General features: G+C 39.4%; 12 protein-coding genes. 3 read left to right on the top strand and 9 right to left on the bottom strand.

Going from position 1 to position 16989, the window contains the following annotated elements:
• The first annotated feature begins 148 nt into the window (after positions 1-148).
• Together VB797_RS05855 and wecB are read left to right on the top strand one after the other, a co-directional pair.
• The gene (locus tag VB797_RS05855; RefSeq protein ID WP_323236721.1) at positions 149-523 is read left to right on the top strand and encodes a hypothetical protein; all 375 of its coding nucleotides are present in this window, start codon (positions 149-151) and stop codon (positions 521-523) included.
• Between the two features lie 236 nt (positions 524-759).
• Complete coding sequence (wecB, locus tag VB797_RS05860) at positions 760-1866, top strand: non-hydrolyzing UDP-N-acetylglucosamine 2-epimerase (protein ID WP_323236722.1); 1107 nt, start codon at positions 760-762, stop codon at positions 1864-1866.
• Positions 1867-2115: 249 nt separating this feature from the next.
• Here wecB and VB797_RS05865 read toward each other — a convergent pair whose 3' ends face one another.
• The 6 genes from VB797_RS05865 to VB797_RS34950 all read right to left on the bottom strand — a co-directional run bounded on the left by VB797_RS05865 (position 2116) and on the right by VB797_RS34950 (position 12530).
• Positions 2116-7593, bottom strand: coding sequence for an AAA family ATPase (locus VB797_RS05865; RefSeq protein ID WP_323236723.1), 5478 nt, complete (start codon positions 7591-7593; stop codon positions 2116-2118).
• Positions 7594-8183: 590 nt separating this feature from the next.
• The gene (locus tag VB797_RS05870) at positions 8184-8939 is read right to left on the bottom strand and encodes a hypothetical protein (RefSeq protein ID WP_323236724.1); all 756 of its coding nucleotides are present in this window, start codon (positions 8937-8939) and stop codon (positions 8184-8186) included.
• A 651-nt stretch (positions 8940-9590) separates the two neighbouring features.
• A complete protein-coding gene (locus VB797_RS05875; protein ID WP_323236725.1) occupies positions 9591-9713 on the bottom strand; it encodes a hypothetical protein in 123 nt (40 codons plus the stop codon).
• A gap of 117 nt (positions 9714-9830) precedes the next feature.
• Entirely contained in the window at positions 9831-11246 is a 1416-nt protein-coding gene (gene glgA, locus VB797_RS05880; protein ID WP_323236726.1) for a glycogen synthase GlgA, read from the bottom strand.
• A 320-nt stretch (positions 11247-11566) separates the two neighbouring features.
• Positions 11567-12502 carry a hydroxymethylbilane synthase gene (hemC, locus tag VB797_RS05885; RefSeq protein ID WP_416350841.1) on the bottom strand — a complete coding sequence of 312 codons (936 nt, stop codon included), beginning with the start codon at positions 12500-12502 and terminating at the stop codon, positions 11567-11569.
• A complete protein-coding gene (locus VB797_RS34950) occupies positions 12483-12530 on the bottom strand; it encodes a hypothetical protein (protein WP_416350842.1) in 48 nt (15 codons plus the stop codon). Before VB797_RS34950 ends, hemC begins: the two co-directional genes overlap by 20 nt.
• 707 nt (positions 12531-13237) lie before the next feature.
• On the opposite strand from VB797_RS34950, the gene VB797_RS05890 reads away from it, so the two are divergent.
• Positions 13238-14806 (top strand): metallophosphoesterase, encoded by a 1569-nt coding sequence (locus VB797_RS05890; protein WP_323236728.1) that lies wholly within the window; start codon positions 13238-13240, stop codon positions 14804-14806.
• Between the two features lie 73 nt (positions 14807-14879).
• On the opposite strand, the gene VB797_RS05895 is transcribed toward VB797_RS05890, so the two are convergent.
• From VB797_RS05895 to VB797_RS05905, 3 genes are all read right to left on the bottom strand, one after another.
• Positions 14880-15251: a hypothetical protein gene (locus tag VB797_RS05895; protein ID WP_323236729.1), complete on the bottom strand. Its 372-nt coding sequence runs from the start codon at positions 15249-15251 to the stop codon at positions 14880-14882.
• Positions 15252-15534: 283 nt separating this feature from the next.
• Positions 15535-15984, bottom strand: coding sequence for a CAAD domain-containing protein (locus VB797_RS05900; RefSeq protein WP_323236730.1), 450 nt, complete (start codon positions 15982-15984; stop codon positions 15535-15537).
• Positions 15985-16429: 445 nt separating this feature from the next.
• On the bottom strand, positions 16430-16978 hold the full coding sequence (locus tag VB797_RS05905; RefSeq protein ID WP_323236731.1) for a pentapeptide repeat-containing protein: 549 nt from the start codon (positions 16976-16978) through the stop codon (positions 16430-16432).
• Positions 16979-16989 lie beyond the last annotated feature (11 nt).

The following is a 16989-nucleotide window of genomic DNA, read 5'->3' on the forward strand; positions in this document are numbered from 1 at the left end:
AGTTTATTAACTAAATGCTCATCTTCCTAGCCAGTTTATATATACTTGATTTTCATATGAGTTGAACAATTGAATATGTTGATCCCAGTGGGATTTAGTTAAATATTGCTCGTTTTCAATCTATATATTGTACTTTGGAGAAAAAATAATGTCTTTGTCACAAACTACTGATATGGGAAAAACTTACTCTTTATTGATGATAAAAAGCTTTTTAATCTGGACATTTACACTGGCAGTATGCTTGTTAGTCGTCGGTTTTCCTTTAGTTGTTTTGATGGCTACGATTGGATGTTTGCTGTCTATTGTTTTGCAATCTGTAATGCCAGCTAGCGCAGTTTTATTTGTAGCCGGTAGTTTGATCATGTTTAATGTAATGGCAGTAATAGTTGCTGCTGGAGTGTTGACACTTCGAGGTGTTCACCCCAATCAAGTTGAATGGTTAAGCTGGCTGCATGGAGAAGAAGAATTGAGCGCAAGTGTTTATGCTGCTTGTCCTTTAACTTGTGAAGTTGAATCTTTATAAACTGCAATCTTAGATGGTAGCTATAGCTGCTAATTCGACAAACAGTGCATCTGCCCGGTTTATCCGGGTTTTTTCATATTTATAGAACATGGGGCAAAAACTCCGAACGCGGATTAAATGGATGACACTGATTAATAACTCCTCACTCTTAACTCCATCAAATGTGACAATCCACTATTGACGAATCACCCCTATGGTAATGACTATTGACTATTAACTAGTGATTATGACTAATTATGAAGCGAGTTTGTATTATCTTAGGTACTCGTCCCGAAGCGATTAAACTGGCTCCGGTGATTCAAACTTTTCAAGCTGATGAAAGCTTGGACACTCAGGTAATTTTAACCGGACAGCATCGGGAAATGGTTGAGCAGGTGATGGGACTGTTTAATCTGAAAGCCGATCGCGATTTAGAGATTATGCAGCCAAAACAATCTTTGAGCGATATCACCTGTCGTAGCTTGCGTGGTTTGCAAGAGTTATTCGAGGAGAAACCAAGTTTAGTTTTAGTACAGGGAGATACAACTACAGCTTTTGCCGCAGCTTTAGCAGCTTTTTATCAAAAAATTCCTATCGGTCATGTAGAAGCTGGGTTAAGAACTGATAACATATTTAATCCTTATCCAGAAGAAGCCAACCGACGGTTGATTTCTCAAATTGCACAGCTACATTTTGCACCGACACCTCTAGCTACAGAAAATTTGCAGCGCTCTGGGGTGTTGGGAGAAGTTCATATGACGGGTAACACCGTAATTGATGCGCTGTTGAATGTGGCTAAAAGCGAACCACCTTGTAATATACCGGGTTTAGAGTGGGGAAATCATCGAGTTATTTTAGCCACAGTTCACCGCAGAGAGAATTGGGGAGAACCACTGCAAAGTATTGCTCAAAGTTTCTTGCAAATATTAGATAAATTTCCCGATACGGCATTATTGCTACCACTACACCGCAACCCCACAGTCAGAGAACCGTTACAGGCGATGCTGGGGAGTCATCCGCGAATTTTCTTGACAGAACCCCTCGATTACGGTCAACTAGTTGGGGCGATAATGCGATCGCACTTATTACTTACTGATTCAGGTGGGTTACAAGAAGAAGCACCCAGTTTAGGAAAGCCAGTACTAGTACTTAGAGATACAACAGAAAGACCGGAAGCAGTAACCGCTGGTACAGCCAAGCTTGTAGGAACCGATACGCAAATAATTGTCGCTATGGCAGCACAGTTATTAAGTAATCCTACAGCCTATGAAACAATGGCAAATGCAATCAATCCCTTCGGAGATGGTCGCGCTTCCGAGCGGATTTTGCAAATTGTCCGGGGTTTTTTAGGAGTTAAAAGTTAGAACTACGACTGGTTACGACTGGTTCCCAGTCTCTGGCTGGGAACCTCTGAATCGAGGCTCTGCCTCGCTTGCCTGTGTTTGACGAAAGGCAGAGCCTTTTGAAATGCATTCCCAGCCTGGAGGCTGGGAACGAGTTAATGCATTCCCAGCCTGGAGGCTGGGAACGAGTTAGGAGTGAGGAGGCTGGGAACGAGGAGGCTGGGAACGAGTCAAGATCCAAGCTTAAAGGCTGGGAACGAGTAAAAACTGCTACTGCTCACTGTCTTCCAAAGGTAGCTCGATGACAAATTCTGCACCATTTCCGGGGGAGGAAAGGCAATATAAGTTACCACCATGTTTTTCAGTAACTATTTGATAGCTAATTGATAATCCTAAACCAGTTCCTTTTCCTTCCGGTTTGGTGGTAAAAAATGCGTTGAATAGTTTACTTCTGACTTCTTCTGTCATTCCAGGACCGTTATCTGCAATACTAATGGTAACTTTATCTTCGTCTGCTGAGGTGCGGATGGTAATAATGTTAGGATTTTTCTCAATCTCTGCGTAAGCTTTGCCTTCGTTGGATTCGTCTAAAGCATCAATTGCGTTTGCTAACAAGTTCATAAATGCTTGGTTAAGCTGACCGGAATAACACTTAACTGGGGGTAACTCTTCATACTTCTTGATGATTCCAACTGTAGGGCGTTGTGAATTCGCTTTCAAGCGATGTTGCAAAATCATCAAAGTTGTTTCGATACCTTCGTGAACATCAACCGGCTTTTTATCAGCGCTATCAGTACGCGAGAAATTCCGCAAAGACTGCATGATATCCCGAATCCGTTCGGTCCCCAATTCCATAGAAGCGATCATTTTGGGTAAATCTTCTAAGAGATAATCTAAGTCGATTTCTTCTTGGAAACTTTCAATTTCCTCCGGTGGGGAAGGTACATTAGCCTGGTAAAGATTTAACAGTTGTAGCAAATCTTCGATATATTGATTGGCTATAGATAAGTTACCCGCAATGAAACCAACGGGATTATTGACTTCGTGAGCAACACCTGCTACCAATTGCCCTAAAGAAGAGATTTTTTCGGTTTGTACTAATTGCGCTTGGGTTTGCTGGAGTATTTGTATAGATTCCTGTAACTTTTGTGACTTGTCTTGTTCGCGAGCGTAAAGACGAGCATTTTCAATTGCGATCGCGGCTTGTGAGGTGAGTAGCTTGAGAATTTCCAAGCGTGAGTTTGTAAATGCACTGGTGACTTGGTTGTTTTCTAGATAAACAATGCCGATGAATTTACCTTGATAGAAGATAGGAGCGCATAAAATTGATTTCGACTGTTCTCTTAGTATGTAGGAATCTTCTTTATAAATCGCTTCTTTGGTTGCGTCGTTGAGTACCAAAGGTTGCTGGGTTCTTGTCACGTAGTGGATAACGCTTAAGGGTATATCTTGGCTTTCTTCTACTGGAGTTGACTGTAATACAACCAAATCACTATCTTGGTCGTTGTCAATAGCTTCGATAAATAATTTATTATCCTTGAGAAGAATTAGACAACCCTTTTGAGCAGCAGCGTTTTCCAGAATGATCGATAGTAGCTTATCGAGGAGATTATCTAAAACGATTTCGCTGGTAATCGCTTCCGAAGCCTTCATTACCGTAGTTAAATCTAGAATATTATTGCTATTACTGGTGCTTGATGACTCTAACATTCTTGCGGAACTACTCACAATAGTTCTGCTGATGTCTTGTGGTAGTGCGGTGCTTTCGCTGCGAATAATTAAATTAGGATAACGTTCTTCCAAATCTTTTACCTTAGCTAAAGCACCCCAGCGAATATAGCCGTAGTAAGCATCAGTCATGTAGGTTTTAGCGATTTTATCCTTACCCAACACCAGATAGAACTGCGCTGCAAGTTCGTTACCCAGCGCTTCCTCTTGGGTGTAACCGTTTTCCTTTGCAGCTGCGATCGCGCGATCGTACAGATTCATCGCTTTGACTTCTTTACCAAAGATTCGCGCTTTTTCCGCTTCTACTAAATCGTACTTATGTTGAAAATTGCAGGGTGCATGATGCGCCCATTTTTTCATTTTCTTTTGATTTGCGGCGACTTTTTTAAGGTATTGCTTTTGTTCGGTTGATGTGACGTTTTTATAATTAGCAAGGAGTGCGAGGGAGTAGTAGTAATTGTTGACACAGTATAGATAGAAGCCTGGATTGCTTTCTTGGTATTGTTCTGTTAAGCGAGCGTTTTCAATTGCTTGTGTATAGTCTTGAAAAAAATAATTTAAGATTGTTTTACTACTATAAAAAAGACTCAACCAAGTAGTATTATTATTTAGGCGTGACAAGGTTTTGCTTTCATCTAAAGCTTCGTCAATCAAGGCAATTTGATTGAAAGACTTTTCTTGTAAATTTAATACAGTCTGTCTAATTACATTAATTATCAAAGCTACTGGATTAAGCTTTAACTGATGCATCAAGTCTATATATTTTGAGACATTCTGTTCTACTATTTCTAAATTATTACTAGTCAAAAATAGATGATTGCTTATATTCCAAGCACTATAGCTAGCATATTCTATATCTCCATAATCAAGTCCACTCTGTATACCTGTTAAAGTTGGTGTAATACTTTTAGCTACAGGTTCTTTAAATTGCCGGATCATAGCATTAAATACAAAAGATATTTTGCATTTCAATGAGCTAGCATTTAATTTATCTAAAAGTAATATTCCTAACTTTCCAAATCTATAACCTCTTTCAATATCTCCAAATTTTTCACATATAATTGCACCGTAGATGCTATAGCCGTAGGCAGCAAAATCTGAATTTCCATGTTTGACAGATAATCTTACCATTGCAAAAATAGCCAATGGAAACTGCAAAGAATTCACCATACTAGCAGCAGGAGCTATAAGCATTAGAACTTTCATTGCTGCAAGTTTATAAGGATCGGTCATTCGTGGCAAATAGACTAAATCTTCAATACCTTTTCCAAGTAAAATAAAGTTAGTTTTTACGAAATTTGTAAAAAAAATATATATGTTTGGTTCGACAGGTAGCTTTACGCCAAGAATATTTAGAACTGTTATCCCTATTTCCAAAGCTTCTTGTAAAGAATTCTGTACCATGCAAGACTGAATTTTTATTTCATAAATTTTTACTTTATCAAGGATATTGTGAGCTTTCTGTAAAAGAACATTCCCTAAGTTCTTTGATTCTTCAAAGTTACCACACAGATACTCTGCTTCTGCTGTTTCTATATGTAAGTTAAGTATAAGTTCATAGTCAATTTGCCAATTGTCACTTACTAAAAGTCCTAACCCAATATTCAAGTATTTAAGAGCAGCTTCATAAGCTGTAGCTGTCTTTGCTTTTTTCCCGGCAATTAAATTAAGCTTTGCTAACTCATTTTTTTCAGATTGTTCGGTTAGCAAATCAACACCAAAATTTAATTGATTGACAATATCTAAAATGTTATCTGAAAGTAATTCTTGTGGCGTTTGCTTTAGGAGTAATTGACCGATTTTAAGATGAGTTAATTGTTTTTCTGATTCAGGAATAAACGAATATGCCGCTTGCTGCACGCGATCGTGTAAAAATCTATAGCCAACTCCAAAAATATTTAATTTTGAATTTGTTTTAGAAAATTGCTGGTAATTTATATGCTTATCATAATTCTCTATCTCTTCATCAAATACCAAAGGAATCTTGTAAGTTTTATCTACAGGTAAAATTAACCCTGCTTGCAGTGCTGCGTCTAACTGTTTAGCTGTACTAACAAGAGATTTTTGATTTACAACTGACAGTACATCAAGGGTAAATTTATCTCCAATACAAGCGGCTAGTTGCAATACCTGCTGTGTAGATTCAGGTAACTTCTCAATTCTATTGGCAACTAACTCTACTACACTTTTATCAGTAATTCCTATAGCTTGAATTTCTTCAATGTCCCATTTCCACATCCCTTGTTTTTTCTCTTTATTGCTAAGAGAAGTGAAGGGAACATAGTCAAATTTTAAAAGATTTTCTTGGTCAAGGGTTTGCAATAATTGAGTAATGAAAAAGGGATTTCTACCAGTTTTATTGCAAATTAACTCAGTTAGGGTGTTGACTCGCTCTGTATTATCGTTCAAGGTTTCTGCAACCAACTGAGTTACATCTGTAATCTCAAGTGGTTGTAAAACAATGTTATGAATGATCGCGTTATTTTTCTCTATTTCTTCTAAAGTTTGAATTAAAGGATGGGTAGGACTAACTTCATTATCTCGATAAGCTCCAATCAACAGTAGATATTTGCTTTCGAGGTCAGCAGTCAATATTTGCATTAACTTCAATGTGGCAGAATCTGCCCACTGCAAGTCATCGAGAAAGATAACTAAGGGATGTTCTTTTTGAGCGAAGATGTTAATAAACTCGGTAAAAACGCGATTAAAACGGTTTTGCGCTTCTGTTCCATCCAGTTGGGGTACTTCTAATTGTTTACCGATGACGAGTTCTACTTCTGGAATTACATCAACAATTACTTGTCCGTTAGCACCAACAGCAGTTAATATTTTGTTACGCCATTGATCGAGATGAGTCGCATTTTCTGTAAGTAGCTGCTGCATCAAGCTACTAAAAGCCTGAATCAATGAAGCGTAAGGAATATTGCGCTTGAATTGGTCAAATTTACCGCTAATAAAGTAACCACGCTTCTGGGTAATGGGTTTGTTAACTTCATAAACTACGGATGATTTGCCAATTCCCGAATAGCCAGAAACTAGCACGACTTCGCGGCTTCCTTTACTGATTCTTTCAAAAGCATCCAAAAGTTTATTAACTTGAGTCTCTCTACCGTAAAGCTTTTGGGGAATAAGTAACTGACTCAACACATCCAATCGTCCTGGTTGGAATTCGATAATTGTCCCAGTCATTTCCAACTGTTCGCGACATAGTTCTAAATCGGCTAAAAGTCCTTTTGCAGTCTGATAGCGGTCTTCAGCGTTTTTCGCCATCAGCTTGACAACTACATTGGCGATCGCATTAGGAACTTCGGGATTTAATTGTTGAATTGCAACGGGTTGCTTGGCAATATGAGAGTGAACTAATTCTAAGGGGTCGTTACTTTGGAAAGGTAATCGTCCGGTAAGCATTTCATAGAAAGTTACACCGAGTGAATAAAAATCGGTGCGATAATCAAGCACGCGATTCATTCTTCCGGTTTGTTCCGGGGACATATATGTCAATGTCCCTTCAAGTTGATTGGGGTTAGTTAGCCGTAATTTTTCTTTACTGAGTCTTGAAGCGATACTAAAATCAGTCAGCTTGACTTGTCCGGTTTCGGGATTGATAACGATGTTATCGGCTTTAATATCTTTATGAATAATCTTATGGGAATGCAGCAATACCAAAGCTTTGGCTAACTGCACTGCAATGCTGAGAAACTCTAGTAGTTCTAATTTTCGATTAGAAATTACTTGTTTAAGAGACTGTCCCCCAAAATCTTCTAATACCAGTACCAAACGATTTTGCTCGGTTTCAAGCCTTAATATTTTGACAACACCTTCTAAGTCGAGATTTTCGGTAATTTTGTATTCGTGCTTCAGTCGAGTAATGGCATCTATAGTAGGATAGTCTTCCTTAAGAATTTTAAGAATGACTTTTTGCTGGTCTAGATGCGATGTACCCCGATAAATGATAGTATTGATTCCCTCGTAAATGACTTCGGTGATGTCATAGCCGGGAACCAAGGTAGATGTGAGCATTACACAATCCTTCCTAGAAGAGTATAAATATGTTCTGTATATCTAGGGTTCCCCAATATTGTCTTTTTTAAACACTTACAAGGAAAATTTGTTGAAAATTTCAAATATATTCTAGATAAAAGCTAATTTTTATTATTTAAAGCGAAATGTTAATACTACACTAAGCGATACTAATTCAGTATAAGGCTGCGCTAAACACCCGCGACCTAAAAGACTGAAGCTAATATCACAAAGCCTACTTGCGTAGACTAATTAAGCAGATCTTTATACAGAAACGGTATGAATAGAAACTCTGTAAACATAAGTGTTTCTATAAAGATGATTTTGGCAAAATGAAAATTATAAATTCTTAATTATGCTGTTAAAACAAAAATGAAGATACCATCTTTAGTGTGTTCATTATCATTGCTGTAAATATTACCTTAATTTTATTAACTCTAAGTACATTAATGTGGAATTTCTATACAAGTTTTATAATAAAAAGGCAGAGTTTTTATCTGCCTTTTTTAGCAAGTCAAAGTATGATTCAGAATATATCAGTTACCAACAAATGACAAGAATAAGCACTCTTCAAGAATTAAAGCCTTAGATTAAACAATGGATTCTATCTGCTCAATAGAACTAGTTTTGAATTTATGCATGGATGAAGAATGATTTTCTACATATTTCATCATTTCATTCATACACTTAGAAAAGCTATCAAAGACTATTTCTACAGCTTCACAAGCTTTAATACTTTGCTCTTGTGTAAGCTTTATGTTTTTCAATAATTCATCTGTTTGTTCATAATTTAAGCCACCTTGAATATGACCTGTTTCCACCGCATAATGTGAAGCACTGAAATAATGCAATTTGTGGTTAGTTTTTCGCTTGATTTGTTCGCCTATATTTACAAACAAAGATAAAGTTACAGAACCAGTTACTTCTATTGATTCAATAACAGCTAACTTTATGATTGGGTCTTTTTCAAATACGCAAAGCCCTAGTAGATCATAGCAAAAAAGCCGTGTTTTTTGCGTTTCTTCACCCCAGAGAAATCTCAGCGCTTCTGTAAAATTCAATGATTCATTAAATCCTAGCTTTTCTAAATCCTCCAAATACCAACGCCAGTGACGACCGTCTTCATATGAATGTTGATTAATCATTTCCTGAAGTGGACTATCAGCAGGTTCCTTTCGGAACACATGAGCGTTAACATCTTTAAAAGTCATTGCGAAAGGTGCAAAGCAAGGTGCCCAAGATAGCCTTTCAAGCGGGTCTATACTTTCATCTACCAAAAACTTCATTAATGGTAGTTGAGCATATTCTTTTCTTTTCTGTTCAATTAATGCTAAAACTTCTTTCATTTTAATTCTCTAGGGTCAAGGTACAATCTTGTTTAATTAAAGATGGTATTTGCACTAATCCCTGACACTATCTTCTTAACAATCGCAATATTCACCGAACAAAAATGTGAATATTACATCACTAAAAGATTACACGTTAATAACTTTGATTAAAAGAATTGAGCCTAACACCAACTAACTTTTTCCGAACACTGTATTAAACAGTATTCAGTTTTTTTAGTCTTGCTTTAGCTCCGTAACTCATTATTTAGTTTGGCAGAAGAATATTGAAATGGGTAGAGGTTTAGTTCAATCTTTATCGAAAGAAAAATAAGTAGAATAAATACGGATAGCTGAACGGCTATAAACCGACATTAAATGCTTTTTTATTCATCTTAATTTCAGCGAATATACTGAAGTTTATCTTTTTTCTACGGAAAATAATAAATGATTTAATTAATCGCTATTTATATGCGTAGTTGAATTCCACATTGAATTTTGAATTAGAGCTTTGACTGGTTCCTAGCCGATCACTGGGAACCCCCGTAAGGAAGGCTCTGCCTTCGGATAACTTAATCAAAGGCAGAGCCTTTAGAAATGCATTCCCAGCCCGGAGGCTGGGGACGAGTCATAGCCAGCGCAGGCGGGCTTCGTTTCTGTAGCCGCACCCTTCTAGGGTGACGGCGATTGTTTGGCAGCTACCGATTTTTCTTTCTTCTCTTCTTCTTGACTGGTTCCTAGCCGATCGCTGGGAACCCCCGTAAGCAAGGCTCTGTCTTCGGATAACTCAATCAAAGGCAGAGCCTTTAGAAATGCATTCCCAGCCCGGAGGCTGGGAACGAGTCATAACGAGTCATAGCCAGCGCAGGCGGGCTTCGTTCCTGTAGCCGCACCCTTCTAGGGTGACGGCGATTATTTGGCAGCTACCGATTTTTCTTTCTTCTCTTCCTCTTCCGGTAAACCTAACATTGAACAATACAAACTCACGTACTTTTTAGCTGAAAGATTCCAACTGAAATTCTGACTCATACCCCGTTGCTGCAATTCCCCCCATTGCGGCTTAAAGCGGAAGCCCTCCCAAGCTCGCACCATACAGGTATATAGATCCAATGCTTCGTAGCGGTCGAAGCAATAACCCGTACCTGCTTTATTCATCGGGTCATTATGGGATACCGTATCTACCAATCCCCCAGTACGGCGCACGATCGGTACGCAACCGTAGCGCATCGCTAACATCTGACTGATACCACAGGGTTCAAAACGACTGGGCATTAAAAACGCATCGCTACCAGCGTAAATCCGACGAGACAAAGCATCGTTGTAAAGTATATAGCTTGCCATCCGTCCGGGAAAACGAGATGCCATTTGCCACAGTTGGGTTTCGTAATTGCGATCGCCCGTCCCCAAAACCACAAACTGAGCATCTGTATAAGATAAAAAGCGATCGAGAACCTGCATTATCAAATCAATGCCTTTCTGCTCTACCAAACGGGATACCATCCCCACTAAAAAGACATTTTTATTAACTTCTAATCCCAATTCTTCTTGCAAAGCGATTTTATTCGGCTTGCGTTTCTCTAAACTATCACTACTGAATTTCTCTTCAATATACTTATCTGTAACGGGGTTGTAAACTTCAGTATCAATCCCATTGACAATACCCGATAACTTACCGCTAATAAATGACAGTAAGCCCTCCAAAGTTTCGCCATAATCAGCCGTCTTAATTTGCTCGGCATAAGTTGGAGAAACTGTAGTTACCCTATCCGCAAACTGTACCGCAGCCGCCATCGTGTTGTGTCCCTGCATATACCACGGACACCAGGTAATTTTCTCTAAATACCAGCGCCAGGGTCCTTGATAAGCTAAATTATGAATTGTAAATACGGTACTAATATCGGAAGATTGATTCAGCCACACCGGCAGCATTCCCGTGTGCCAATCGTGACAGTGAACTATCTCAGGTTTCCAGTAGTTCCAGCAAAACTCGGCAGCACCATTAGCAAAGAAAGTAAAGCGCCAATGCTCATCATCACCACCATAAACTTTGCGGGGGTCGAAAGCCGGATGTCCAAATAAATACAAAGGTACATCAGTAGTAGGAAGCACGGATTCGTAAACCGCAAAATCATTGAACATGGCAGATCCCTTCCAAACTGGTTCGTCAGGAATTTCCATCTTGTCTGGCAGAAAACCGTAATAAGGCATGAAAATCCGCACATCATGCCCCATTTTCCGCAATATCTTTGGCAATGCACCCACAACATCACCCATTCCGCCAACTTTCGCCACCGGAGCCGCTTCCGCTGCCACAAATAGAATCCGCATTTCAGTTATCAGTTATCGGTTGTCAGTTATAAGTTATCAGTTGTTGGTTGATAGTTGATAGTTGTTGGTTGTTAATCGTCAATTTACTTTACCTGGCGACTGTAAGTCACGGCTACACAGGCAAAGTCCACCTCCGTGGACTATCTATCTCTTTAGATTATTGATTTTTAAACCCGCGCAGGCGGTGAATCTAGTTGGCGGTGTCGGTTTCCGTCCCGCCAAACTAGTGAACCCGAAGGGGTTTTGCCTGTGTAGCAGCGAATTAATTCGCCATTTCTCTTTCAATTCCCAACTCATAACTCCTAACTCCTAACTTGAATTTACCCGCGCCCAACAGTAGCAAAAATCTCATCTAAGATTTCCTGCGCTCCTTGTTCGCGCAACCGCTGCGCTAGTTCGGTTCCGAGCTTCTCAGGTTCTGATAATGAACCAGTTACGGTGTCTTGAACGCGCTTTGTACCGTCGATGCTGGCAACTATTCCAATCATAGTTAATTCGTCACCATGAATGTCGGTATTTACCCCGATCGGTACTTGACAACCGCCTTCTAAATCGCGCAAGAAAGCTCTCTCTGCAAGACAGCGATCGCGAGTGTGGGGATGTTCGAGTTCTTTGAGCAAGGATATCAGTTGCTGGTTGTCGGCAAGGCATTCAATACCTAATGCACCCTGTCCGACTGCGTGAAGGGAAATCTCTTTGGGTATCACTTGATGAATGCGCTCTGCCATTCCTAAGCGTCCTAGTCCTGCGGCTGCCAAAATTAAACCGTCGTATTCTCCCGCGTCCAGTTTGGCTAGACGGGTATTCAAATTACCGCGTACATCTTTAAACTCGAAGTGAGGGAAATGATGCCGCAATTGCGCTAAGCGTCGCAGAGAAGATGTACCGATAACCGCACCTTCGGGTAAGGTGTCAAGCTGTTTGTCTTTGTGCTTTTCATGCACGACCAAAGCATCTGCTGGATTTTCTCTTTCGGTAATTGCTGCTAAACCCAGCCCTTCTGGTAAACGTGTAGGTAAATCCTTTAGAGAATGAACTGCAAAGTCAATCTCCCGATTCATCATTCCCGTTTCCAGTTCTTTGGTGAAAAGTGCTTTGTCACCAATCTTCGCTAATGCCACATCCAAGATTTTGTCACCCTTGGTGGACATGGTGTGAACTTCAAACTTGATATGAGGAAACTTGAGCGAAAGTTGTTCCTGTACCCAGTTCGTTTGGATAAGAGCGAGCTGGCTTTTACGAGAACCGATGCGAATAGTTGTGATAGAACTCGAAACAACTGATGTCATAAACCGCGCTTTGTGGTTAGGAGGAGATATATTCCTTATATAGAGTACCGCAGTCAGAGACTCAATAATCGATCTACTACTTTTTAGGTCAAGCAAATTGGCACACTTTTTTACATTACTTAACTAACTTTTGTTACATATTTCGCCGCTAAATGTAGACACGCTACAAATTACATCTCAAAAGCAGATTATTATCTTAATTGCTGGTAAAATGATGCGAAAAATAAGTTATAAAATTATAAAGAATAATTAATTTTTCGTGGTTGATGTTTTATTGTTTGATTCAAGCCGATTATTGAATGTTATTGCCCGTTAAAATCAAAATTTAGATCCAATTTAAGAAATTCATTTACAGCAGTTCCTCGTTCCCAGTCACCAGGCTCACTCGTTCCCAGCCTCACTCGTTCCCAGCCTCCAGGCTTACTCGTTCCCAGCCTCCAGGCTTACTCGTTCCCAGCCTCCAGGCTGGGAATGCATTTCGAGAGGCTCTGCCTCAAGCCACCCAACTATGAAGGCAGAGCCTTCTGTCATGGGTTCCCAGCCTAGAGGCTGGAAACCAGTCAACCAGGCATTAAATGGGAACTGACAGTCTTCGACGGGCTTAAATTGAAGAAAAATAAACTTAACTCCAGAAAGAAGAAATCTTCTAAATAAAAGGATATTAGTAATTTGGGACAGTTGAAGATTTAGGAGTAAATAATATTGAAATTTGTATCCGAGCCGACAATTACCGATAAAATTCGCAAGATGAACCAGCGGGTTAGGTGGGGAGACTCGGCGATCGCAGAACGAAATATCGACCAAACAAGTTTAGTTATAGATGATGGCACCGACGATGTAGAATTTTCGTTTTTGGTGGTAGGTGATAGCGGAACGGGTTCGCACCGGGGACACAGCCCGATGAGGAAGGTTACTGAACTATTGCTACCCCATTCACAAGATTGTCGGTTTATGCTGCATACGGGTGACGTTGTTTATCAAGTGGGTTCAAGCGAATACTATCCGCAAAACTTCATCAAACCCTATCGAGAATTTATTGTAGGTGGCGAAGATTACAAAAAAATTGCCTACGATGAAATGATATTCAAACTACCTATTTTGCCGGTACTTGGAAACCACGATTACTACGACTTACCGATTATATTTGGCTTAATATCCGCAACAACCTTACCGTTTCGGCGGCTGATTCCCTCAAAATTAGATATTGAAGTCGGCAGACACGGTTCCCACAAAGGTGATGCATTTGCACGAGCATTTTTAGATTATCTAAGTCGGTTTAAACTTCCAGGTGATTTAGCGCGTCATTTGGACGAACATTACACCGCGAAAACAGATACAGGAAGATGTCTTCGCTACGTACCAGGGCAATTTACCCGTCTTCCTAATCGTTACTATACTTTCCGCTACGGTGGAATTGATTTTTTTGCTTTAGATTCCAACACTATTAACGACCCGCTTCCTTTACCCGATAACAAGGAAGGACAAGCTTATCGTTCATTATTACAAAAGAGACGCGATGAATTAGAGCAAGAACAAGAAGAAATTAGGGAAAATTCCGAAAAGCTGAAGCCCGATAATCCTAGTGACGCAGAACAAATCGATGATTTGCAATCCAAGCTGTCACAAATTGAGGAAATGATTGTTGACATTGATAAGCAGTTAAATACCCCCAGGATTACGGTTGTTGATACCGAACAGCTTGAATGGCTCAAACAGCGTTTAATTGAATCTTGGAATACATCGGAAGTGCGGGGAAGAGTAATTTATTTTCATCATCCTCCCTACGTAACTGAAGCAACCAAATGGGAACAAGCGCAAACTCTCGCAGTACGCAGTCGGATTAGAAACGTTCTTAATGCAGTTGCTCAAGAGATATCCTCAACTCAAGGTCGTCCTATCGTAGATTTAGTGCTAAACGGACACGCCCACTGCATGGAGCATATTGAAACATTAGATACGGGTAACGCTGATTCTAATATTAACTGGATTGTTTGCGGAGGTAGCGGCCATAGCTTACGACGACAACGCCCCGAAGGTGCAGAATTATGGGAATATTTATCAATAAGTGGCGAGAATAAATCTAGATTAATTGCGCGATCACACCTTTTTATCGGTCGTAACGGTTCCGGTTCCCGTAAACGAAGACCTTATTCAGGACTTCGGATTGATGTTAAGGAAGGTTCTCCACCCAAATTTGTAGTTCAACCGTTAATTGCAGAACGCTACCAAAGTCAATGGTATCAACCAGAAACTGAGTCATTTACAATTTAAATTCAATTTAATAAACATAGGGTGCGTTATGACTTCAGCCATAACGCACACTACTAGTTAACTATTCCCTACTTTAAATAGCTCCTGGACCTTTACCGCGTTTATCAGCATCCATAGTCAAATCACCGTCTTTATCTTCATTAACTTCTTCAAGTTCTTCTTTCCGTTGTGCGGCTTCTTGCTCTGCTTGTTGTCTTGCGTCTCCGGGTTCTTCGTAGTACATTTCCGGTTCAACTGCATAGTTATTTACTAAGCCTTCTTTATCTACCGTATAACCTTCAGAAGTGTCTAAACTTGAATCTTCTTCTTTATCGGGAGTATGCTTATAATTGTCTTTTTCTCTTTCCATGCGAGCCGCAGTTTCAGCCGGAATTATACCGCGATCGTATTGGTCTTCTTGAGCGCGATCGGATGAATCTGTTGCCTTATTTTTTTGCTCTGCCATTGTATTGAATCCTGATTAAATATTTTATTAATTAACTGATAAAACTAGATTAGGTTAACAGATGGCAAAGAACATACTATCGTTAGAAGTGAGTTAACTCAAAGACCCATTATTTTTTCTCTACCGCTGGATATAATCATAAGCAAAAATTATTTACCTTTAGTCTGAATTTATTAGCAAAGCCAAGCTACTTATTTAAAAACCCGGCTCCTGTAAGAAACCGGGTTGATCGAATTATCGTTAATGAATGAGTAGGAAATTTGTACAGAAAATCTCAAAAAAATTAGTTCAAAGATTCTGTAGTATTTTTACCCGTAATTTGTCTTTTAAATGATTCAATTTCTGCGGCTAATTCTTTTCGGGTTGGTGCTTTGAGTAGATAGCGAAGAACAAACCAACCAGTATATCCAATACCAATTAACTCGAAAATGGGAGATACCAAAGGAACATCATTTACCGCAGCGAGCATTGCTAACACTACTCTCAATGTAACAAAAGATGCTAAAAATACAGCAAGCGCAATAATTGGAGTCTTGTATGCGCTATAGAATTTATTTAAATCTTGAGGAATTTCAGCTAAAAATTGAGAAACTTTTGCACCAATCATTTCTAATTGGTTCGGTTCCTCAGCAGGTGGTAGCATAGCCAAAGATTGGGAATTAGTACCTTCTAATGCTGGCATTTCGTTTTGTAACACGGTATTAACTTGTGGCTCTTTGTATTCTGTCTCCATTTTTTTCTCCTTACTTTGGTAAATTTGACAACGTTTCTACAATTTCTTTGACTGCTTAAGATTTTTTAGTTTCGTGGTATCAGTCTTTTCTTACCTATCACCATATTTACTTTATCCTCCAAGAAAAAACACTTGTTTGTTAATTTATTGTTACTTTCCTTGTATGGCAGATAAAATTTTTGTTATCGGCTATGAGGCATAAAGTATAGGAGATGAGATATTAATCGCTAAAAGAAAATTATCTATATACTATATTGTTTTACATAATTGAGTTTTATCGATTGATGTCCGCTTACTTTATTTCCACATTTACTAACGAATTATTCATCAATCACTTGGAACATTCTTAGTCTCTATCAAGAGATATAGTTAGATGAACTACGTGTATCCACTATCGCTGAGAATGGGGACTGCCGCACTATACGTTCAATATTCCGGCTCTCCATCATGGCATGACCGTACCAGTAAGATTCGCACCATCAAGCTTTGCACCGTTAAGATTAACTTGTTGCAGGTTTGCATTACTGAGATTTGCACCTCTTAAGTCAGCGTTTCTTAAATTAGCATTAGTCAGATTGGCATTACTTAGATCGGCTCCACTGAGGTTAGCATCGCTTAAATCGACACCATTGAGATCGGCATTTTTTAAATTAGCACCACCCAAATTTGCCCGACTAAGGTTCATTCCCTGCAAATTCTTCCCTTCCCAATTCACCCCACCAAGATTTTTAGCCGGTTTACTTGTATACGGTGCCGGTGTTATTTGTGCCGTATTCAATTGAGAAGCAGGACTTTCTAATACTGAGGGAGCAATTGTTTCCACCGGAACCTGTGAATCTGGCTGCAACATTGATGTATTCGATTCTGAAGATGAAAGTGGTTTTTCAACACTTTTTAATGCTACATAAATACCCACACCAGCCAAAATAGCCGTCCCGGTGAGTATAGCAGCGAGAGTTAAAAGCAAACCTTGGCGGTGTTTTTGCGGCTGCATTGCTCAAATTA

Source organism: Rivularia sp. UHCC 0363 (genome assembly GCF_034931125.1).
GTDB lineage: Bacteria > Cyanobacteriota > Cyanobacteriia > Cyanobacteriales > Nostocaceae > Rivularia.